Source organism: Iodidimonas sp. MBR-22 (assembly GCF_029946565.1).
GTDB lineage: Bacteria > Pseudomonadota > Alphaproteobacteria > Sphingomonadales > Rhodothalassiaceae > Iodidimonas > Iodidimonas nitroreducens.
Genome location: NZ_JARKVQ010000003.1, coordinates 197,429 through 218,502 on the forward strand (window position 1 = coordinate 197,429; position 21,074 = coordinate 218,502).

The following is a 21,074-nucleotide window of genomic DNA, read 5'->3' on the forward strand; positions in this document are numbered from 1 at the left end:
AACGGGCCGATGGCTTGGGATATGGAGTGTTTTGTGACCCCACAGACGATGAATGCTGGGCTTTCCGACCGGCTTTTTGAGATCAAAAAGCGCCATGCCGATGCCTTTTCATGGCTGGATGGCCAGCAGGCGGCGATGGTTGATCAGGTGATTGCCTGGTCAAAAATCAATAGCGGCAGCGGCAATCTCGATGGCCTTCAGCGCATGGGTGAAACGCTTGAGGACGCCTTTGCCAAAACCGGGGCCGATTGCACCCTTTTGCCCCTGTCGCCGGTCCGCATGATCAATATGAAAGGCGAGGAACAGCCTTTGGAACTGGGGCCATGCCGATTGTTCAGCATCCGCCCCCAAGCCCCGCGCAGGATTTTGCTGACCGGGCATATCGATACGGTTTTTGCCGCCGATCACCCCTTTCAAACCCCGCGCTGGCTGGATGATCAAACGCTCAATGGGCCCGGTGTTGCGGATATGAAGGGCGGATTGATCGTGATGCTCTACGCCCTTTTGGCGGTGGAACGATCCGGGGCGTGGAAAGATTTTGACCTCAATGATTTTGACCTCAATGATTTTGGCTGGGATGTGCTGATCAGCGCCGATGAGGAAATCGGCTCTTTGGGATCGGCGGCTTATCTCGCGGAGCGGGCGGCTTTTGCCCGGATTGGCCTGACCTATGAACCGGCTTTGGCCGATGGCACCCTGGCCGGGGCGCGCAAGGGATCGGGCAATTTCAGCTTTGTCATCCGGGGGCGGGCGGCCCATGCCGGGCGCGAATTTGCCCTTGGTCGCAATGCGGTGGTGATGATGGCCCAATTGATCACCCGGCTTGATGCCTTGAATGGCCAAAGATCGGGGGTGACCATCAATCCGGCGGTGATAGCGGGCGGCGCGGCCCCCAATATCGTGCCCGATTGTGCTGTTATACGCTTTAATGTTCGGGTGGAAACGGATGCGGATGCCCAATGGGTGCGCGAAGGGCTCATGGCGATCAGCGAGGATATCGGCGCCCGGGAAGGGTTTCAGATCAGCCTTCATGGCGATTTCAACCGTCCGCCCAAACCCATCGGCCCGCGCAATCAGGCGCTGTTTGATATTGTCAGCGCCTGTGGCGAGGCTATGGATATCGGGATTTCCTATCGCGCCACCGGCGGTTGTTGCGAGGGCAATAATCTGGCGGCCGCAAACTTGCCCAATGTGGATACTTTAGGCGTGCGCGGCGGCGATATTCACAGCGCCGATGAATATGTGCTGGTGGAAAGCTTTGCCGAACGCGCCCGCTTATCGGCCCTTATCATCTTTGGCTTCGCCCATGGGGCTTTTGATGATCTGCTGATTGGCGAGGGGGCCTGATCATGCTGCTTTTGCGCCCGGCCCGGCCTTTGGATTGTGATGATCTTTATGAATTGGCGCTATCGACCGGCGGCGGGCTCACCACCTTGCCGCCCGACAGGGAGATATTGGCCAGCAAGATCGAACAATCCGTGAAAAGCTTTGCCTGCGTTTCGGGGCTTGATGGCGATGATTATTATCTGTTCGTTCTGGAAGATGTGGATCGCGGCAAGGTTGTGGGAACCTCGGGGATTTTCGCCTCCGTGGGCCATAGCAAGCCCTTTTACAGCTATCGCATCCTGCATCTGACACAACTGAGCCATAATCCCGATATGAAGGTGGATACGAAGCTGTTGCAGCTTGTGAATGATTATGCCGGCACCACCGAATTGGGGACCTTGTTTCTTCACCCCGATTATCGAAAAGGGGTCACCGGGGCCTTGTTATCAAAGGCGCGCTATCTGATGATCGGCGCCTTTCCCGAGCGGTTTTCCCAAAAAATCATGGCGGAAATCCGGGGCTGGACCGATGAGAACGGACGCTCGCCATTCTGGGAGGCCATCGGGCGGCATTTTTTTGGCATGGATTTTCATGATGCCGATCGCATCAATGGCATGGGCAACAGCCAGTTCATCGCCGATCTGATGCCGAAATTCCCGATTTATACCAATCTTTTGCCGCAAGAAGCCCAGGATGTGATCGGCAAGCCCCATGATGATGCCCGGGGGGCCGTGCGGCTTTTGACCGAAGAAGGCTTCAGGGCCGCGGGGGCGGTGGATATTTTCGATGGTGGCCCTTGCTATGAAGTGCCCGCGCGCGATATCCGCACCTTACGCAAGGCCCGGCGGGTGCATCTGGCCGGGATCAGCGGCCATGAAGATGTCGGGCCGCAGAACCCGCCGATGATGCTGGTGGCATCCTTGCAATGGCCCGATGTGCGGATGCTGGCGGTGCCGGTGGTGCAGGCGGATCATGCGGGGATCATCCTGCCGCCCGAAGCCGCCCGGGTTTTGGGGGTGAAGATCGGCGATCCCTTGACGATCGCCCCCCTCAATAAGGTCAGAAGCGGCAAAAAATGAGCCATGGATCAGAGTGGTTGGCAAGACGGGCAAGACAAAGAAAGACGAGAAGGCATGACACAAGGCATGACACAGGGCTGTAATTATATCGATGGCGCATGGGTGCCGGGCAATGGGCCTTTATTGCAAAGCCATGATCCCGCCTATGGCACGGTGATCTGGCAGGGCCAGCAGGCAAATGCCGATGATGTGGACCGTGCGGTCAAATCAGCGCGCGTGGGTTTTCGCCACTGGTCGGTGCAATCCTTGGACGAACGGCTGGCGGTGATCGAGCGTTTCGGGGCGCTTTTGGCCGAGCGCAAGGAAGGGCTGGCGCGGATGATCGCCTCCGAAACCGGCAAGCCTTTATGGGATGCCCTGGGCGAAGCCGGGGCGATGGCCGCCAAAATCGCCATTTCGATCCGCGCCTATCATGAACGCACCGGTGCGCGCAGCAGTACCAATGATGGCGTGCGGCAAAAGCTGGTGCATCGGCCCCATGGGGTGCTGGCGGTGTTTGGCCCCTATAATTTCCCCGGCCATTTGCCCAATGGCCACATCGTACCGGCGCTGATCGCGGGCAATAGCGTGGTTTTCAAACCCAGCGAACAAACCCCGGCGGTGGCCGGATTGATGCTTGCGATCTGGCAGGAAGCGGGCCTGCCCGAAGGGGTGCTCAATCTGGTGCAGGGGGCGCGGGAAACCGGCATGGCGCTCTCAGCGCATGAGGATGTGGACGGCATTCTGTTTACCGGCAGCGTGCCCACGGGCAAGGCCCTGCATCGGCAGGTGGCGGGCCAGCCGGGCAAGATCATGGCACTGGAAATGGGCGGCAATAATCCCCTGATCGTCAGCAATGTGGCGGATCTGGAGGCGGCGGCCTCGGTGATCATTCAGTCGGCTTTCATCACCTCGGGCCAGCGCTGCACCTGCGCCCGTCGCCTGATTTTACCGTTCGGTTCAGAAGGAGATCAGGTGATCGATGCGCTGGTGGCGATGATGGACAGGATCATCATCGGCGCATGGGATGAAACCCCCGAACCCTTCATGGGGCCGGTGATCGGTGCGGCGGCGGCTGATCGGGTGCTGGATCAAAGCGCCCGGCTTCTGGCAGCAGGGGGGCGAGCGATCCGCCCACCTGTGCGGCTGGAACGCGGCGATGCCTTTCTCGCCCCAGGGCTGATCGATAGCACCCCCATCACCACGCCCGACGATGATGAAATCTTCGGCCCGGTTTTGCAGATCATCCGGGTGGCTGATTTCGATGCTGCCATCGGCCGCGCCAATGAAACCCGCTTTGGGCTGGCTGCCGGGCTGTTATCGGATGATCGCAGCCTTTATGAACGCTTTCACGCCCGCGCCCGGGCAGGCATCGTGAATTGGAACAAGCCGCTCACGGGCGCTTCATCGGCGGCTCCTTTCGGGGGGATCGGCGACAGCGGCAATCATCGCCCCAGCGCTTATTATGCGGCGGATTATTGCGCCTATCCCGTTGCCAGCCTTGAACAGGCCGATGATCGGCTCGTCGCATCCGCGCCCCCCAAGGGCATCAAGCAGGAAAAGGCCTGATCATGGTCGCTCGGGAATTTAATTTCGATGGGCTGGTGGGCCCAACCCATAATTATGCCGGATTATCCTATGGCAATGAGGCGGCGCAAAGCCATGCCTTGCAAATTTCCAACCCGCGCGAGGGGGCACTGCAAGGGCTGGAGAAAATGCGCAGCCTGATGAAAATGGGGCTGGGGCAGGCGATTTTGCCCCCCCATGAACGCCCGCATATCAAAACATTACGCAGGCTTGGGTTTTCGGGCAGCGATCAGCAGATATTGGAGCGGGCCATCGCCACCGCCCCGGAATTGGTGCGCAATCTCAGTTCCGCCTCGGCGATGTGGACAGCCAATGCCGCCACCATCACCCCCTCATTCGATAGCCATGATGGCCGTTTGCATATCACCCCGGCCAATCTGGTGGCGATGTTTCATCGGTCCATCGAACATCCGGTGACGGCGCGGGTGCTTCAGTCGATTTTCCCTGAAGGTGCGCGCTTTGGTCATCATCCGGCTCTGCCATCCTCGCCGCATATGGGGGATGAAGGGGCGGCCAATCATAATCGCTTTTCCCGCTCCCATGATCAGCCGGGATTGCATCTGTTTGTTTATGGGGCCCATGCCTTTTCCCGCGATGGCGCGCCAAAGCGCTATCCGGCCCGGCAAACGCGCGAGGCGTCAGAAGCCATTGCCCGCCAGCATGGGGTGAAATCGGCGGTGTTTGTGCAGCAAAATCCAGTGGCGATCGATGCCGGGGCCTTTCATAATGATGTTGTGGCGGTTTCGAACGGGCCTGCGTTCTTCTATCATGAACAGGCGTTTGCCGACCCTGCGGCTTTAGAACAGAATTTGGTGAAAGCCGCGCCCGAGATCGATTTTTCCTTCATCAGGGTTCCTGCCGCTGAAGTGAGCTTGAAGGATGCTGTCAAATCCTATCTCTTCAATTCCCAGCTTTTAAGCCTGCCTCATGAACCGGGGATGACCCTGATCCTGCCGATGGAGGTGGCGGAAACGCCATCCGCCAAAGCCTATGTGGATCGTTTATTGGCGCAAAATAAAGTGATTGGCGCGGCGCACTATCTGGATGTGCGGCAAAGCATGCGCAATGGCGGTGGCCCGGCCTGTTTGCGCCTGCGGGTGGTGTTGAGCGAGGCCGAATGTGCAGCTTTGGGCGCAGGGGTGATTTTGGATGATGCCCGCATCGATGCTTTATCCGCCTGGGTCAATCGCCATTATCGGGATCGTTTATCAGCCGATGATCTGCGCGATCCGCATTTGCTGGATGAAAGCCGCACGGCTCTTGATGACCTGACGGGCCTTTTGGGGCTGGGCCCGGTTTATGATTTTCAGCGCGAGGCGGATTGAGGCGCTGCGCGGTAAATGCCGGAGCGTGGGCGCCTCAAAAATAAACTTCTTAAAGTTGTAATGGTTGTTTAGTCTTTCTGCAATTATGAATATATCTATTCGTTTTTTGAGGTCATTTTTCATCTATATATTGCGTATATTCTGTCATATTTACCAAAATAATGTCATTAAGCGTATTATCATGCACGTATTTTAAGAAGTTTTTAGGAATTCCCTGCGAATGATCAATCTCACGACATTGTGATAATTCATTAGAGCGGGAGGGGCGGCATGATTGATGCCACCACGGGAACATTTTCTGATCTTTATCGGGGTAAACGGCCGATGCGCCATGCCCTGAGCTTGGTTTTCTCGCTTGTTCTTGGCACTTGCCTTGCTTCGCAGGCATTAGCCACCAGCGAAAAAGATCTTCAGGTTGCAACGCGCGCCCTGTCTTTCGTCAGCGATTTGCCACCGGGGTCCCTTGATACCGCCATCATTTATGATGCGGGCAATGGTGCATCCAAAAGCGATGCCGATGCCATTCTTGCCTTCCTCACGGCAAATCCCGCAGCGGGAAAATCGAAGCTCGTGCCCAGATTGCTGCCAGCGGGCGACCTGTCCGCTTTGGCAGGGGCAAAAATCGCCTTTGTGGCCGATCAAACTACGGCATTTCTCCCCGCCATTGCAGCTGAAGCAAAATCCAAAGCGGTGATTACCGTTTCGTCGGATCGGGCCTGTGTTGAAGGCGGTGCCTGCGTGGTGGGGGTTTCTTCTGCGCCGCGCGTTGAAATTCTGGTCAACAAGGCTGCCGCCGAGGCAACCGGAACGAGCTTTGGTTCGGCCTTTCTCATGCTCATCAAAGAAATCTGAGCCGGTTCACATCAGTTTGCAGGATGACTAATATGCTTAAATTCAAAAAATACGCTCTCACTGCCTGTGTGTCCGTTCTGGCGATCAGCAATAGCCAGATGGCGGCGGCTCAATCCGTTGATTATGGGTCCCTTGAAATGCTGTTTGGCGAGCCGGTGACGACATCGGCCACAGGCAAGCCCCAACGCGCATCCGATGTGCCGGTTCCCATGGAAATCGTCACCTCAGAAAATATCGCCCGCACCGGGGCCACCAATATTCCCGATGCCCTGCGCCATGTTCTGGGGATCGATGTGATCCGCTGGACAACGGAAGGCGCCGATGTTTCAGTGCGAGGGTTTAATTCCCCTTATAATCCGCGCCTTTTGGTTCTGGTCAATGGCCGTCAGGTTTATTCCGATCATTTCGGCATGGTGTTCTGGAATGCCATTCCGGTGCAGATGGCGGAAATTCGTCAGATCGAGGTTGTGAAAGGCCCCAATACAGCCCTGTTCGGTTTTAATGCGGCCATCGGGGTGATCAATATCGTTACCTATAACCCGATGCATGATGACGTGAATGATGTGCGCTTCATCGCGGGCACTCAAAACAGCAAGGAAGTGTCCGGTGTTTTGACCAAGCGCTTCAATTCCGGCGGCATTTCCCTGTCAGGCAGCTTTCTTGATGCGGATGCTTTTGATGCCGGTGATGCGCCGCGCATTATTCCAGAGGTTGATCCCACAACCAGCGCTTTCAGCACGCGCGGGCAGTTCAGGCTCGATGCGAAATCTGAAATCGGCTTTGAAGGCTCATGGTCATCGACCGAGCGCGCGGCTGTCGTTCCCACTTTTTCCGGTGCAACACCCGATGTGGAAACATGGTCTTTGCGCGGCTCATATTTGCGCGATAGTTCCATCGGCACCTTAAAAGCCAATGTGTATTTCAATGCATTGGATCATGAAACCGTGGTTTCGGGCTTTGGGGCCCTGAATTATGAAAATGAAGTGCTGGTGGCGCAGGTCGAAGATCTCTTTAAAATCGGCAATAATCACGCTTTCCGCATTTTTGGAGAATATCGGCATAATGTGTTTCGGGGCGATTTTCCGGCCAGCCCGATTGGCGAAGGGGTGAAGGCGAATTTCGATTCTCTGGCGATCAGCGGGATGTGGGATTGGCAGATTGCCGATAATCTCAATTTCGTTGGCAGTAGCCGGGTCGATACCATCGATTTTTCGCGTTCTGGTGAAGAAATTCCCGGCTTTCCGCTGACCAATGACGATTTCGACAAAACCCTGACCAAGATTTCCTATAATGCGGGCCTTGTGTGGCGGGCGGATGCCGATACCTCGCTGCGTCTGTCGGCGGCGCGTGGGGTGAAGATGATGAGCCTTATCGAATTTGCGGCGGTGGGCGTCGGCCCCGGTCCTTTGCCGGGCACCAGCTTTTTCGTTACCGGAAATCCCGATCTGGGGGCCAGCATCACCGAAGGCTATGATATAGGTGTCGAACGGCAATTGCCGATGCTGTTTTCCAGCTTCAAAGCCAATCTGTTTTACACATCTTTATCCAAGAATGTGGCGGTGGCGAATTTTGCGCCCAGCTTTGTCAATCCGCCCTTTTTCGTGTCCCAGCCCGTTGATGTGGGCGCATCAGAGCAGGTGGGCGTTGAACTGGAATTCAAAGGCGAGAGAGATAATCTGCAATGGGGTGTGAATTACGCCTTCATTGATGTGAATGACAAATTCGACCTTTTTTCCCAGGGTGTGAGCTTTGTGGGTCTGGAATTCGAGCGTTCGACGCCCAAGCACAAGGTCAATCTGCATGGTGGTTATAGCCTCGATGGTTTCAGCATCGATCTTTATGGCCAATTCGTATCCTCGTCGGATCGGATCGTGCCCAATGCGGGGGGTGGTCTCACCCTTGATCGTGTGGATGATTTTTTCACCCTTTCGGGTCAGGCCTCTTATGACATCACCGATTGGTGGAAAGTGACCCTGTCGGCGGTCGCGTTTGACAGTAAAACCCATCGTCCCAGCCAAGCGGATGCTGCCGAACGGCAGGTTTATCTGCAAACATCGTTCCATTGGTAAAAAAGCAAGGTTAGCATCATGATGACTGGGCAAGACAAATCCCCCGGACCAATGGGCCCAAGGCGTTGGAGATCCATCAGGAACTGGCCGTTTGCGGCAAAATTCGCGATGGCTCCGATCCTTGCGCTTTTGGGGATTGGCCTCATTCTCGGCATCGCGGTGCAGGCCTTGACCGCAAGCAATCAGATCATGAGTGAAATCATCACGCGCGGTTTGAAGGGCAGCGTTATGGTGAGCGATATCGGCAGTGATTTCAAAACCGCAGAAACCCGCCTTTATCGCTTCATGACCGCGACAGCCGCCGGAGAGCCGGGGGTTGATCCTGCGGAAATTGAAGAGGTGGCGGGCGATATCGGTCAGGTGCAAAATCGTCTGGCCGCTTTGGCCAAAACACCGGATGGTGAAGCTGTGGCTGTTCAGTTGGAACAGGTGGCGGTGGAATTGCAATCCTATCGCGATGCGCTGGCGGTGGTGTCGGCTATGCTCGAAATCGATTTTGCCAGCGCTGCATCCCTCCTCACCCCTTTTGGGGCTTTGGGGGATCGGGTTTCGCAAACGGTTGAAGAACTTGTTGCATCCAGCGTTGGCAATGCAGATGCCAATGCGGCCATGGCGCAGGATAATGCGGCATCCACTTTGCGCAATCTGATCATGATCAGCCTTTTGATCGGCCTGCTTTTGCTCGGAGCATCTTTTGTCGTGGGGCGTGAAGTCGTGAAAGGCACACGCACGATTGCTGCGGCCACGGTTCGGGTGGCCGATGGCGATCAATCCCTTGATATCGGGGCCTTGGCGCGGGGCGATGAATTGGGCGGCATCGCCACGGCTCTTGAAACCTTCCGGGCGGCACAATCGGAAACCGAACGCCTGCGTGCCGAGCAGGAAGCCAATCGACAAAAGGCCGAGGAACAGGCCGCCGCCGCCCGGGAAGCTGAAGCCCGCCGGGAAGCCGAAGATCGCGAGAAAGAGCAGAAAAGACAGCAGCAGGCGGCGAGCGAGCGCAATAGCCTCGCCTCCCATTTCGATGAAACAGTCTCGAACCTGATGCGCGGTCTTGAAGATCAGGCACGCAAGGTTGAAGAAAGTGCCAAGGGCATGAAGAACCGGGCATCAGACAATCATTCCTGGAGCCGGGAATTGTCTGGCTCATCGAAAGCGGTTCTGGACAATATTCAGGTGATTTCAGCCGCTGCCGAAGAAATGCGGGCTTCGGTGGAGGAAATTTCCCAGCAGGTTCATCATAGCTCGCGCAATGTGACAGAGGCGGTCTCGGCAACAGATGAGGCATCCGCAACCGTCAAAACGCTCGAAGACTCGGTTCATCAAATCGGTCAGATCGTCACTTTGATCAATGATATTGCCGATCAGACCAATCTATTGGCCTTGAACGCCACCATCGAGGCAGCGCGCGCAGGCGAAGCCGGGCGGGGCTTTGCCGTGGTGGCCAGCGAGGTGAAAAATCTGGCGGCGCAAACGGCCAAGGCCACCAATGATATTGGGGAGCGGATCAATCAGGTGCAATCGCTGACCCATAATGTGGTGCAGCGCATGGTGATGAGCAAAGATATGATCGGCAAAGCGGAAGAAAGCGCTTCGGCCATTGCCTCTGCCGTTGAAGAACAGGCCGCAGCCACGCAGGAAATCGCCAGAACCGTTGAATTGGCGGCCTCGGAAACGGATCGATTCTCGGAAAAGGTTGCGCAGATGACCAAAGCCGCCAGTGAAAATGGTGCGGCTTCAGAAGAGCTTCTGGTCGTGATCACCAATCTGGGCCATGATTTCAAGACCCTGGGGGGTGCTGCCGATAATTTCGTAAAGCAGATCCGAGCCTGATTTCGGAGGCGAAACGAAAATTCAAATCTGATACCGCCACTATCGAGCCAGCCCCCTGTTGCGGCGGTTGTCTTGGTGGTGGCGTTCTTTTATGAACAGGTTCGATCAGCAGGCGGCCCGCACGCATTCGGGGCCATAATATTCAGGAGAGCAGAATATGACGATCCGTTTTGATGGCCGTGTGGCGATTGTGACCGGTGCCGGGGGTGGGCTGGGGCGCAGCCATGCTCTGGAACTGGCGCGGCGCGGGGCGTCTGTTGTGGTGAATGATCTGGGCGGCAGCGTGGATGGATCAGGGGGATCATCGGATGCCGCCAAAGCCGTGGTGGAAGAAATTCATGCGCTTGGTGGCAAGGCCATTGCCAATGGTTCGTCGGTGACGGATGAAGCCGGGGTGGCGCGCCTGATGTCCGAGACAATGGAGGCTTATGGCCGGATCGATATTCTGATCAATAATGCCGGAATTTTGCGCGATAAATCCTTTGCCAAGATGAGCCTTGATGATTTTCGGCTGGTGGTGGATGTGCATCTGATGGGCGCGGCCATTTGCAGCCATGCGGTGTGGCCGATCATGAAACAGCAGAAATATGGCCGGATCGTTATGACCTCGTCATCCAGCGGGCTTTATGGCAATTTCGGCCAAACCAATTATGGCGCGGCCAAGCTGGGTCAGGTGGGTTTGATGAATACGTTGAAGCTGGAAGGGGCGAAGGATAATATCCATGTGAATGCGATTGTTCCGATTGCCGCCACCCGCATGACCGAAGATCTGTTCCCGCCCCAGCTTCTTGATCTGTTTCGCCCCGAACTGGTGACCCCGGCGGTGATGCTGCTGGCCGGTGAGGATGCCCCCAATGGGCAGATCATCAGCGCTGGCGCCGGGCATTTTGCCAAAGCCCATATCGTTGAAACCGAAGGGGTGTATCTGGGGGCGGGTGCAAGCCCCGAAGCCCTGCGCGATCAATGGGATGATCTGGTGGCCTGTGATCAGCAGCAGGCTTTGGAAATGGGATCAAAGCACACCGAAAAATTTGCCATGAAGGCTTTGGCGGCCATGAAGAAAGGCTGATCGGGGATCAGGTTCTTGCTTTTTCAGGCTTCAGGCGTTACACCCTCGTGCGAGCACAGAGTCCGAACATCCCTGGAGGTCGGCTGTGCTCCATGAATGAAATCAATGGAGATAAAACGATGGCTCAGGCTTTGACCCTGAACGTGCAATCGCGCGAAAAGGCCGGAAAGGGATCCGCCCGCGCAGCGCGCCGAGAAGGTTTGGTTCCCGCGGTGGTTTATGGGGCGAAAAAAGCGCCCGTAACCGTGACGATCAAGCGCAATGAACTTGTGGCAATTCTTAACCGTGGCGGTTTTCTGTCGCATCAGTTTGAATTGGTGCTGGATGGCAAAAAAGAACGTGTTCTGCCCCGCGATATTCAATTGCATCCGGTCACTGATGTGCCTTTGCATGTTGATTTTCTGCGCTTGTCCAAAGGCTCGAAGGTGACGGTGGAAGTGCCCGTTCACTTCCTCAATGAAAGCAAATGCCCCGGCTTGAAGCGCGGCGGTGTGCTGAATGTGGTGCGCCATGAAATTGAGTTGAGCGTGCCGGCTTCGGATATTCCCGAAAGCATCGAGATCGATCTGAGCGGTTTGGATGTGAATGATTCGGTGAAGATTTCCACGGTGACGCTGCCTGCCGGCTGCGAGCCCACCATCACCGATCGCGATTTTACCATTGCCACCATTGCCGCGCCGTCTGCCCTGCGTTCCGAAGAAGGGGGCGCGAGTGCCGATGCTGCTGAAGGCTCATCTGAAGACTGAAAGACAGTTTGATGCGTCTTCTGGCCGGTCTTGGTAATCCGGGCAATCAATATGCTGATAATCGGCATAATATAGGCTTCATGGCGGTGGATGAAATCATCCGCCGCCATCTGTTTACGCCTGATCGTCCGCGCTTTTCCGGTCTGGTGAGCGAGGGCAGCATCGATGGCGAAAAGCTGATCATCATCAAGCCCCAAACCTATATGAATGAAAGCGGCCGCGCCATTGGCGAAGCCCTGCGTTATTATAAGCTCGATCCATCTGATCTCATTGTGTTTCATGATGAGCTGGATCTGGCACCGGGGCGGATGCGGGTGAAGATTGGCGGCGGTCATGCCGGTCATAATGGCTTGCGCTCGATCATATCCCATCTTGGCAGCCCGGATTTCGTCCGGGTGCGTCTTGGCATTGGCCATCCCGGTGACAAGGATCGGGTGGTGCCTTATGTGCTGTCGGATTTTGCCAAGTCCGAATGGCCCTGGGTGGATGATCTGTGCGAAGCGATGGCCGCTCATGCGGGTGATCTGGGGCGCGGGGATTGGCCGCGTTTCATGACGAATGTTGCACAGAGCGTTTCAAAGTCGCGGGCCGGGGGCTGATCGCCCTTTTTTGTAGCCCGACAACGGGAAGATGACATGGGTTTCAAATGCGGGATCGTTGGTTTGCCGAATGTGGGAAAATCAACACTTTTCAATGCCTTGACCAATAGCGCTGCGGCTGAAGCGGCGAATTATCCTTTTTGTACCATCGATCCCAATATCGGTGATGTGTCTGTTCCTGATCCCCGTTTGCAGCAGATTGCGGCCCTTGCGAAATCAAAGCAGATCATCCCCACACGCTTGTCATTTGTGGATATTGCCGGGCTTGTGCGCGGGGCTTCAAAAGGCGAAGGGTTGGGCAATCAGTTTTTGGGGAATATTCGCGAAGTGGATGCGGTGGTCCATGTGCTGCGCTGTTTTGAAGATGATGATGTCACCCATGTTGATGGCAAGATCGATCCTATCGCCGATGCCGAAACGGTTGAAACCGAATTGATGCTGGCGGATCTGGATTCGCTCAACAAGCGCATCCCCAATCTGGAACGGCGCATTCGCGGCCAGGACAAAGAGGCCAAGGCGATTTTGGGCCTGGTGCTGCGGGTGATCGCGCTTTTGGAAGAAGGCCTGATGGCACGCACCCTTGAACGCGCCGATGCCGAGGAAGAGCGCCTGTTCGAGGGGCTGCAATTGCTGACCGGAAAGCCGGTTTTATATGTGTGCAATGTGGATGAAGGTTCTGCTGCCGATGGCAATGAATTTTCGGCAAAGGTGGCCAAAAAGGCTGCAGCCGAAGGCTCTGGCTGTGTGATCATTTCGGCAGCCATCGAAGCGGAAATCTCCCAGATGGATAGTGATGCGGAAAAGCGCGAATTTCTGGCCGATATGGGATTGGAGGAAACCGGGCTCGCCCGCATCATCCGGGCCGGTTATCAGCTTTTGGGCCTGCAAACCTATTTCACCGCCGGACCAAAAGAAGCCCGGGCCTGGACCATCACCAAAGGCACCCGCGCGCCGCAGGCGGCCGGGGTGATCCACACGGATTTTGAAAAGGGCTTCATTCGTGCCGAAACCACGGCTTTTGCCGATTATATTGCCCTTGGCGGTGAACATGGCGCAAAGGATGCGGGTAAAATGCGCCTTGAGGGCAAGGAATATGTGGTTCAGGATGGCGATATCATGATGTTTCGCTTTGCCAATTAAGGGCATCCCGGGCCTTTATCGGGCTGGTATTCGGGGCTGTGTATGGGGCCTGCCTTTAGCGGTGGCAGGCAAAAAGGCGTCTTTGGACTATGATCAGTGATCGATCCAAGGCAAAGGAACAAATATGAGCCAGCAACAGCAGACGGTTTTTTTTGAAGATTTCAAGATCGGGCAAGAGGATCATTTCGGTCGCTATGAAGTGACCCGGGATGAGGTGATCGATTTTGCCCGGCGCTATGATCCCCAGCCCTTTCATGTGGATGATGAAGCCGCCCGATCCTCATTATTTGGGGGATTATGCGCTTCGGGCTGGCATACGTGCGCCATGACCATGCGGATGATGGTGGATCATATGAAAGAGAATGGTGTTGCCTCTTTGGGTTCACCGGGGGTTGATGAAATCCGTTGGTTGCAGCCGGTTTTCCCCGGGGACGTGTTAAGCGTGCAGATGAAGATTACGAACACGCGTCGCTTGAAATCCCGGCCCGAAATAGGCAATATCCAAAGCGACTACACAGTTCTCAATCAAAAGGGTGAGCCTGTGCTGACCTTTAAAAGCAATGGCTTTTTTGCGGCTCGATCTGCTGGGGATAGCATCTGATCGGCTTTGGCTGCGATGGCGCTGTCTGACTGGGATTGTGTTTTGTTTGTCTCGTTTTTTTTCAGGAGTTAAATATATGCGTTCTTTGTCCGTCATCGCTTTGCTGGTTGCCACAATGGGGATGAACACGGCTCTTGCACAGGTCATGAGCGTTGAAAGCGCTCAGGATCAGCTGCGCAATGCCTGCAAGGCCGAGCGGGGGACCGATGCCGAGACCTGTGATTGCTATGTGGACTCACTGGCCCAAACCCTGCCCAAAGACGATTTTGAAAAGATGGTTGTTTTGGCTGCCATCGCCATCAGTGGCGATGATGAAAAAATGACCCAATTCGTCGAGGAGCAGGAACTGACCTATGATGTGCGAAATGAAATGCTGCTGGATACCCGGGAGGCGCTGACAGCGGCGGAGAAAAGCTGCGGTCTCTGACGCCATCGCAGGATCTGACCATAACGAAAAAGGGCACCCCTTTCATCAAGGCGGTGCCCTTTTTCGTAGCTTTAAGGAAAAGATGCGAAAGCCGAGAGAGCGATTATGACTCCAGGCTTTTGATAGATTGGGCCATGGCGGTGGAGCCTTTTTTCCCGGCCAGTTGCTCGCGCATCACCCGGCGGGCGGCCTCAACAGCGATATGGGCGGCTTCGGCCCGCAGGCTTTTGATGGCATCAAGCTTGGCTTGATTGATTTTTTGCGCGGCCATGTCTTCCCGCCGACCGGCCATGCGATCCATAGCGATCACCGCATCATCCATCAACAAACGCGAATCTTCTTCCGCTTGATTGAGGATGGATTCGGCTTCGGCCGTTGCTTCTTTCTGACGGCGCTGCCGCTGGGCCAGATCGGCCTGCGCTTCCTCGCGAAGTTGGCGGGCTTCTTCGATCTGCCCGGCAATGCGATCCGACCGATCATCAAGGGCCTTGGCGATCATTTTGTGGACGCCAAGCCAAAGCATCAGCCCGACAAAAATCAAAAAACCAGCGGCAACAAAAAATTCAGCCGATTGCAGCAAACTCCCATCATGATGGGCTTCAACCTCGACCAGTTCCTGCTGAACCGTTTCCTGAGCGCTCTGGCCGCCCTGGCCGGCCTGACCGTCTTGTGCGGCCAGATCATCCGCCGCAAAATCAGCCATTATGAAAAATTGAAGATCACGCGCCATCATGCTGCCTCCGAACGGACTTGTGAAACGACGGCCTCAAGATCTTTGGCGGCAAGCTCTTCGCCCGCTAAACGCGCGATGATCGATGCGGCGACCTCTGCCGCTACCCCATCCACTTCGGATAGTGCCGATCTGAGCTCTTTATCAATTTCGGCTTGAGCCTCGACCATTCTGGCATCGAGCTTAGCTTGGGTTTCGGCCATCAACTGATCGGTCCTTTGGCGAATATCCGCCTTGGTCCGTTCGGCGATGGCTGCTGCCTTGGCCCGCGCTTCTGAAAGGGTCGCTTCATAAGCCGCCGTTAGCTCATCCGATTTCGCCGACATCTGCCGGGCGGCATCTAGATCGGCTTCGATCTGTTCTGATCGCTCGACCATCGTGCGTTCCACGCGGGGCAGGCCAATGCGGGCCATGACCAGCCAAAGCACGCCAAAGGCGATCATCAGCCAGATGATCTGTGGTGCAAAAAGCGCCGGATCAAACTGTGGCATCTTGCTTCCTTTTGATCGAACAACGGTTCAGATCACGCCCCGGCCATTGAAGGACCCCAATCCGGCTGATCCGAATTCGGGTCGAATCATTGGCCGGGCGCAATCACGTTTGCTGCCTTAAGCGACGAACAAAAGAATGAGGGCAACGAGGAACGAAAAAATGCCCAGAGCTTCTGTCACCGCGAACCCGAAAATCAGTGTCGGGCGGAGTTTATCGGCGGCTGCCGGATTGCGCAATGCGGCCTGAAGGAAATAGCCAAAGATCAGGCCAAGGCCGATCCCTGCGCCACCCATGCCCAAAGTGGCAATTCCGGCGCCGATCAATTTTGCGGCTTCTGCGTCCATGTGTCAGTCCTTTCGAATGAGGTCGGTTGATGATGCAAGAGCGTCACACCGGTTGGCGGTTGGTGATTTGGGATGAAAGAGCCTTTAGCCGATCAATGCTCAAGATTGACGGCATCATTGAGATAAACGCAGGTCAAAAGCGCGAAGACATAAGCCTGCACAACAGCAACAAGAAGTTCAAGGGCATTGAGGATCACAATCATCAGCGCGGGCAGGACCGAAATGCTCGATAAAAAGCCTCCGGCCAGCAAAAGGCTGACAATGAAACCCGCAAACACCTTCAATAGAATATGCCCCGCCGTCATATTGGCGAACAAACGCACCGAATGGGTAACGGGACGCGACAAAAACGAGATGACCTCGATCACGACGATCAGGGGCAGCAAAACAACCGGCGTATCCCGGGGGATGAACATCCCAAGAAAATGCATGCCATGATTGATGAAGCCGATGACGATAGTGGCGAGGAAAATCAATCCGGCAAAGGCGAAGGTGACCGCCAGATGGCTGGTCACCGTGAAGGAATAGGGCAAAAGACCGATCAGATTGCCCGCCAGAATGAACATGAACAGGGTAAAGACGAAGGGCACATAAGAGCGCCCCTTCTGGCCGATATTTTCTTTCACCATGCCCGAGATGAATTCATAGCACATCTCGACCATCGACTGCCAACGCCCGGGGACGAGGCTGCTGCGGCGCATCCCCATCAGCACGAAAAATACCACACTGACACTGGTGGCCAGCATGAAAATGCCGGCATTGGTCAAGGAGGCATCGATCCCTGCAATGCTCAAGGGAGCGGTCGGATGAATTTCAAATTGTTCGAGCGGGTTTGCCACGCTTCCATGCTCCGGTGAAAGTCTTCCAACTATCGGGTTATTTCATGTCGTCTCGGTCGTCAGTGTCGCTTTGGTTCACCAGCAAGCGCATCAGATTGCGAATACCCGTAACCGTCCCCACCAGCAACAGCGCAATCAGAAAAATCGGCGTGGTTCCAAACCAGCGATCCAGCCAGTAGCCCAGAAAGGCCCCCACTGCAACCGCCGAGACGAATTCAAGACCCATTCGATAGCCCTGCGACAGGCTTTGGCCCTGTTGTCCGTCGTCTGATCCCGTGCCGTTCTCTTTTTGATCGAGACCCTGTTTGGCGCGCGCTTCATTCAACCTCTTTTTGAAGTCGTCTTTTCGATGCGGTTGCTTCTTTGAATCCACGATCATAGCCGTTTCTGAGTGGCATCCGCGCCCGGCACGTGCCTGACGCGATCAAATGCGCGCGCACTATAGAAGCGGGTCCGAGGCCTGTCAAGAAAAGGTGATCATTATTTAAGATACTGAAAAATATAGGTTATTTGTAGTTCAATGGGGATGTGAGCCGGGCCATCCGCAATTATTCGGCAGCCACCATCTGCTCGGCCCGTTCCAGATCCACAGAAACAAGCTGCGACAGGCCCCGTTCGGCCATGGTCACGCCAAACAGGCGATGCATCCGGGCCATCGTCACTTCATTATGGGTGACGATCAAAAACCGCGTTCTGGTGCGGCTGATCATATCATCGAGCAGGGTGCACAGGCGCTCCACATTGGCTTCATCAAGGGGGGCATCCACTTCATCGAGCACGCAAATCGGCGATGGATTGGTGATGAAAACGGCAAAAATCAGGGACAAGGCTGTCAGCGCCTGTTCGCCCCCCGATAAAAGAGACAGATTTTGCAGGCGCTTGCCCGGCGGGCTGGCCATGATTTCCAGTCCGGCATCAAGGGGATCGTCCGATTCGACGAGTTCCAATTGCGCATGGCCGCCGCCAAACAGCGTTTGAAACAGCGAGGTGAAATGCCCGTTTACCGCATTGAAGGCGGTGAGCAGGCGATCCCGCCCTTCGCGATTGAGGCTGCCAATGGCATGGCGCAGGCGGCCAATGGCGGCTTCCAGATCCCTGCGCTCGGTTTCTATGTGATTGAGCTGTGCGGTGATGTCGGCCAGTTCCTCTTCGGCGCGCAAATTCACCGGCCCCATCCGATCGCGATCGGCCTTCAGATCTTTGAGATTGCCTTGCAGGCTTTCGATATCGGGCAAATCCTCAGGCGATCCCACAGCCAGCGTGTGCAGCAGATCAGGGGGCGGGCATTGAAAGCTTTCGCCGCACAGCCGCGCCAGGGCGGCCCGGCGTTCCCGGGCGGCTTCAAAGGAGGATTCCATCCGCGCCCGGCTTTCACGCACATCGAAAAGGGCGGTTTGGGCGGCTTTGAGGGTCTTGTCTTTTTCTGTAAAAGCGGTTTCCGCCTGCGCCACTTCATCGGCGGCACCGCGCCGGGCTTCTTGTGCCTTCTTCAGTTCATCGGCCAGTGCCTGATGTTTGGCGGCGCTGTCCTGATCGGGAATGCTGAGCTTTTGCTGCTCAAAAAGGGCGCTTTGGCGGCGTTTATCCAGATCGGCCAGTTGATCTTCGGCGCGTTTCAGGCGGCTTGTCCAGGCGGTGATTTCGCTATCGATGGCAAGCAGACGGTGCTGCCGGTTTTCGGCCTCACGCTTTTGGGTTTCAAAGGCAGAGCGGGCGGCGCTCGCCTCGCGCCGGGCTGTTTCCAGCTCGGTTTTTTTACCCTCAACCAGGCGGTCCAGATCAGCAGGATCGGGGAGGGCTGCCAAAGTGCCTTCAAGGCTTTCCTTGCGGGAAAGCGCAGCCCTCAGATCCTGTTCCAGAGTTTTGCGTGATTCTTCAAGGCCCGCAAGGCGCGAGGCCCTTTTGCTGGCGGCGAGTTCCTTTTCCGATAGCTGCTTGCGCAGATCGCGCAGCCGCGCTTCGGCTTCATGGCCAATCCGGCGCTGATCGAGTTCATCATTGCGCGCCTCATCAACAGCGGCCTGGGCCGTGCGATAATCCATCTGGGCGGCTTCCCGCCGCTTTTCATGGGCGGCTTCCTCGATCTTGAGGGCCGCAAAGCGATTTTTCTGTTGCAAAAGCACCGCTGCGGCAGAGGGGGCCCGGGCTGAGCTATAAAGCCCATCCCAGCGCATCATCGCACCATCAGGGGTCACCAGCCTTTGGCCGGGGCGTAATTGGGGGGCAAGGCGATCAAGCTCTGCCCGGCTTGGAACCAGCCCGATCTGTGCCAGGCGGCGGCTGAGAACAGGCGGCGCCTTCACCCATTGGTTGATTGCCTGTGCCGCAGGGGGCAAAGCGGGGGTATCGGCATAAGCGGGCAGATGACGCCAGATCCGATCCGCGTCCTCTGGCCTGAGGGGTTTTTCCTGATCATCGTGGGCGGCGCCCAGATCATCGCCCAAGGCTGCCCCCAAGGCCTGTTCATAGCCGGGTTCAACGCTGATTTTGGTGGCCAGCGCGGCGGTCGGTCCGGGGGCTTTGTCCTTCAGGCGTTTGTCCAGGGCAGCGATTTCGCCGGTGATATGGGCCATCGCACTGCTGATTTCCGAGAGGGCCGCGCGCTTTTGATCCATCAGTTCGTGGGCGGCGGCGGTGCGGCGGGTGGCGTCTTCAAGGGCCTTATTGCGCTGTTCCACGTTTTCGATCTGTTGGGCCAGATCGGCTTCAAGGCGGGCGATATCGGCCTGATCCTCGTGATCTGCCGATAGCAGATCGATGGCCTTTTGATTTTCCAGCACATCGGCCTGCCCGCGATCAAGGCGCCGCATCAGGGTCGCCAGATCGCTGCCAAGGCTGGAACGCCTGCCTCGCGCCTCGATCATCTGCTGATTGATCGCATCATGGGCTTGTTCGGCCAGCCGATTCTGCTGATCGGTCTCAATCAGGCGGGCTTTGGCCTCGGCTTGGGATTTTTGCTGATTTTCAAGGCCCGCGATCAGGTTTTGCCGTTCCTGTTGTAGGCGGTCCAGCGCCTGCCGGGCATCATGGCGGCTTTCACCTTCCCGTTCCTCATCGCGGTTGATCTGTTCGATCTGCCGGGCGATGGTCTCCAAGGCATCGGCCCGCCTTTGATCTTCATGGCGCAATTGATCGGCAGCCTGGCTCAGCCTTTGCACTCTGGCGGCACAATGGGCTTCGGTCTGGCGCAATTCAGGCAGAAGGGCCGCCAGTTTTTCATGGGCGGCTTCCAGTGCGGATAATTGCAAATTAAGGCTTGCCACCTCCTGATCGGCTTTGCGGATCGTCGCCTCATAGCCTTCGCTTTGGGCGCTGACCATGCGCCATTCCTGATAGAGCAGGCAGCCTTCGGCCTGACGGATGCGATCACTGATCTGGCGATAGCGTTCGGCCTGCTTTGCCTGCCGCTTCAGGCTGGCGGCTTGGCTTTCAAGGCGGCTGAGGCTGTCTTGCAGGCGCAAAAGATTGGCTTCGGTGGCCTTTAATTTCTGCTCGGCTTCCCGGCGGCGGCTATGCAGCCCGGAAATGCCTGCGGCTTCTTCCAATATGGCCCTTCGATCCCGGGGCTTGGCGGAAATCAGCGCCCCCACCCGGCCCTGGCTCACCATCGCCGGGGAATGGGCCCCGGTGGCCGCATCGGCAAACAAAAGCTGCACGTCTTTTGCCCGCACATCGCGACCATTGATGCGATAGGATGAGCCCTGATCGCGCTCGATCCGGCGGGTGATTTCCAGCCGGTCTTCATCATCAAAGGCCCCGGGAAGCACACGATCGGGATTTTCAACGACCAGCGAGACTTCTGCCAGATTGCGCGCGGGCCGACGATCGGTGCCGGCAAAAATCACATCGTCCATGCCCGATCCGCGCATGGATCTTGCCGAATTTTCGCCCATCACCCAGCGCAGGGCTTCTACCAGATTCGATTTGCCGCAGCCATTGGGGCCCACGACCCCCGTGAGTCCGGGTTCGATCCGAAGTTCGGTCGGATCGACAAAGGACTTGAAGCCGGTCAGTCGAAGCCGTGTAAACTGCAAGGC

Annotated in this window: 19 protein-coding genes; 13 read left to right on the forward strand and 6 right to left on the reverse strand. The window is 56.4% G+C overall.

The features are described from left to right. Positions 1 to 33 precede the first annotated feature (33 nt). The 13 genes from QK300_RS03940 (at position 34) to QK300_RS04000 (ending at position 14,632) form a co-directional block, all read left to right on the forward strand. Entirely contained in the window at positions 34 to 1,347 is a 1,314-nt protein-coding gene (locus QK300_RS03940; RefSeq protein ID WP_281300309.1) for a hydrolase, read from the forward strand. A gap of 2 nt (positions 1,348 to 1,349) precedes the next feature. After that, the gene (locus tag QK300_RS03945) at positions 1,350 to 2,405 is read left to right on the forward strand and encodes an arginine N-succinyltransferase (RefSeq protein ID WP_281300308.1); all 1,056 of its coding nucleotides are present in this window, start codon (positions 1,350 to 1,352) and stop codon (positions 2,403 to 2,405) included. A gap of 66 nt (positions 2,406 to 2,471) precedes the next feature. After that, positions 2,472 to 3,953 carry a succinylglutamate-semialdehyde dehydrogenase gene (astD, locus tag QK300_RS03950; protein WP_348651820.1) on the forward strand — a complete coding sequence of 494 codons (1,482 nt, stop codon included), beginning with the start codon at positions 2,472 to 2,474 and terminating at the stop codon, positions 3,951 to 3,953. 2 nt (positions 3,954 to 3,955) lie between these two features. Then, positions 3,956 to 5,296 carry an N-succinylarginine dihydrolase gene (astB, locus tag QK300_RS03955; RefSeq protein ID WP_281300306.1) on the forward strand — a complete coding sequence of 447 codons (1,341 nt, stop codon included), beginning with the start codon at positions 3,956 to 3,958 and terminating at the stop codon, positions 5,294 to 5,296. A 270-nt stretch (positions 5,297 to 5,566) separates the two neighbouring features. Continuing rightward, positions 5,567 to 6,148, forward strand: a complete 582-nt coding sequence (locus tag QK300_RS03960; RefSeq protein WP_281300305.1) for a YfiR/HmsC family protein — start codon at positions 5,567 to 5,569, stop codon at positions 6,146 to 6,148. A 32-nt stretch (positions 6,149 to 6,180) separates the two neighbouring features. Then, positions 6,181 to 8,217, forward strand: a complete 2,037-nt coding sequence (locus tag QK300_RS03965) for a TonB-dependent receptor (protein ID WP_281300304.1) — start codon at positions 6,181 to 6,183, stop codon at positions 8,215 to 8,217. Positions 8,218 to 8,325: 108 nt separating this feature from the next. After that, positions 8,326 to 10,050, forward strand: a complete 1,725-nt coding sequence (locus tag QK300_RS03970; RefSeq protein WP_281300303.1) for a methyl-accepting chemotaxis protein — start codon at positions 8,326 to 8,328, stop codon at positions 10,048 to 10,050. Positions 10,051 to 10,207: 157 nt separating this feature from the next. Then, positions 10,208 to 11,119: an SDR family NAD(P)-dependent oxidoreductase gene (locus tag QK300_RS03975; protein WP_281300302.1), complete on the forward strand. Its 912-nt coding sequence runs from the start codon at positions 10,208 to 10,210 to the stop codon at positions 11,117 to 11,119. A 119-nt stretch (positions 11,120 to 11,238) separates the two neighbouring features. Continuing rightward, positions 11,239 to 11,865 carry a 50S ribosomal protein L25/general stress protein Ctc gene (locus tag QK300_RS03980; RefSeq protein WP_281300301.1) on the forward strand — a complete coding sequence of 209 codons (627 nt, stop codon included), beginning with the start codon at positions 11,239 to 11,241 and terminating at the stop codon, positions 11,863 to 11,865. A gap of 11 nt (positions 11,866 to 11,876) precedes the next feature. Next, the gene (pth, locus tag QK300_RS03985; RefSeq protein ID WP_281300300.1) at positions 11,877 to 12,464 is read left to right on the forward strand and encodes an aminoacyl-tRNA hydrolase; all 588 of its coding nucleotides are present in this window, start codon (positions 11,877 to 11,879) and stop codon (positions 12,462 to 12,464) included. Positions 12,465 to 12,500: 36 nt separating this feature from the next. Then, on the forward strand, positions 12,501 to 13,604 hold the full coding sequence (ychF, locus tag QK300_RS03990; RefSeq protein WP_281300299.1) for a redox-regulated ATPase YchF: 1,104 nt from the start codon (positions 12,501 to 12,503) through the stop codon (positions 13,602 to 13,604). A 124-nt stretch (positions 13,605 to 13,728) separates the two neighbouring features. Further along, positions 13,729 to 14,205, forward strand: coding sequence for a MaoC family dehydratase (locus QK300_RS03995; RefSeq protein ID WP_281300298.1), 477 nt, complete (start codon positions 13,729 to 13,731; stop codon positions 14,203 to 14,205). 76 nt (positions 14,206 to 14,281) lie between these two features. After that, the gene (locus QK300_RS04000) at positions 14,282 to 14,632 is read left to right on the forward strand and encodes a hypothetical protein (protein WP_281300297.1); all 351 of its coding nucleotides are present in this window, start codon (positions 14,282 to 14,284) and stop codon (positions 14,630 to 14,632) included. Positions 14,633 to 14,735: 103 nt separating this feature from the next. Here the strand turns inward: QK300_RS04000 and QK300_RS04005 are convergent, their stop codons facing one another. The 6 genes from QK300_RS04005 to smc all read right to left on the reverse strand — a co-directional run bounded on the left by QK300_RS04005 (position 14,736) and on the right by smc (position 21,071). Beyond that, complete coding sequence (locus QK300_RS04005) at positions 14,736 to 15,362, reverse strand: hypothetical protein (protein WP_281320814.1); 627 nt, start codon at positions 15,360 to 15,362, stop codon at positions 14,736 to 14,738. Beyond that, a complete protein-coding gene (locus QK300_RS04010) occupies positions 15,362 to 15,853 on the reverse strand; it encodes a hypothetical protein (RefSeq protein ID WP_281300295.1) in 492 nt (163 codons plus the stop codon). Before QK300_RS04010 ends, QK300_RS04005 begins: the two co-directional genes overlap by 1 nt. A gap of 117 nt (positions 15,854 to 15,970) precedes the next feature. Then, positions 15,971 to 16,198, reverse strand: a complete 228-nt coding sequence (locus tag QK300_RS04015; protein ID WP_042085892.1) for a F0F1 ATP synthase subunit C — start codon at positions 16,196 to 16,198, stop codon at positions 15,971 to 15,973. A 92-nt stretch (positions 16,199 to 16,290) separates the two neighbouring features. Beyond that, positions 16,291 to 17,037: a F0F1 ATP synthase subunit A gene (locus QK300_RS04020; RefSeq protein WP_281300294.1), complete on the reverse strand. Its 747-nt coding sequence runs from the start codon at positions 17,035 to 17,037 to the stop codon at positions 16,291 to 16,293. 37 nt (positions 17,038 to 17,074) lie between these two features. Continuing rightward, positions 17,075 to 17,362 (reverse strand): AtpZ/AtpI family protein, encoded by a 288-nt coding sequence (locus QK300_RS04025; RefSeq protein ID WP_281300293.1) that lies wholly within the window; start codon positions 17,360 to 17,362, stop codon positions 17,075 to 17,077. Positions 17,363 to 17,585: 223 nt separating this feature from the next. Next, complete coding sequence (gene smc / locus QK300_RS04030) at positions 17,586 to 21,071, reverse strand: chromosome segregation protein SMC (RefSeq protein ID WP_281300292.1); 3,486 nt, start codon at positions 21,069 to 21,071, stop codon at positions 17,586 to 17,588. Positions 21,072 to 21,074 lie beyond the last annotated feature (3 nt).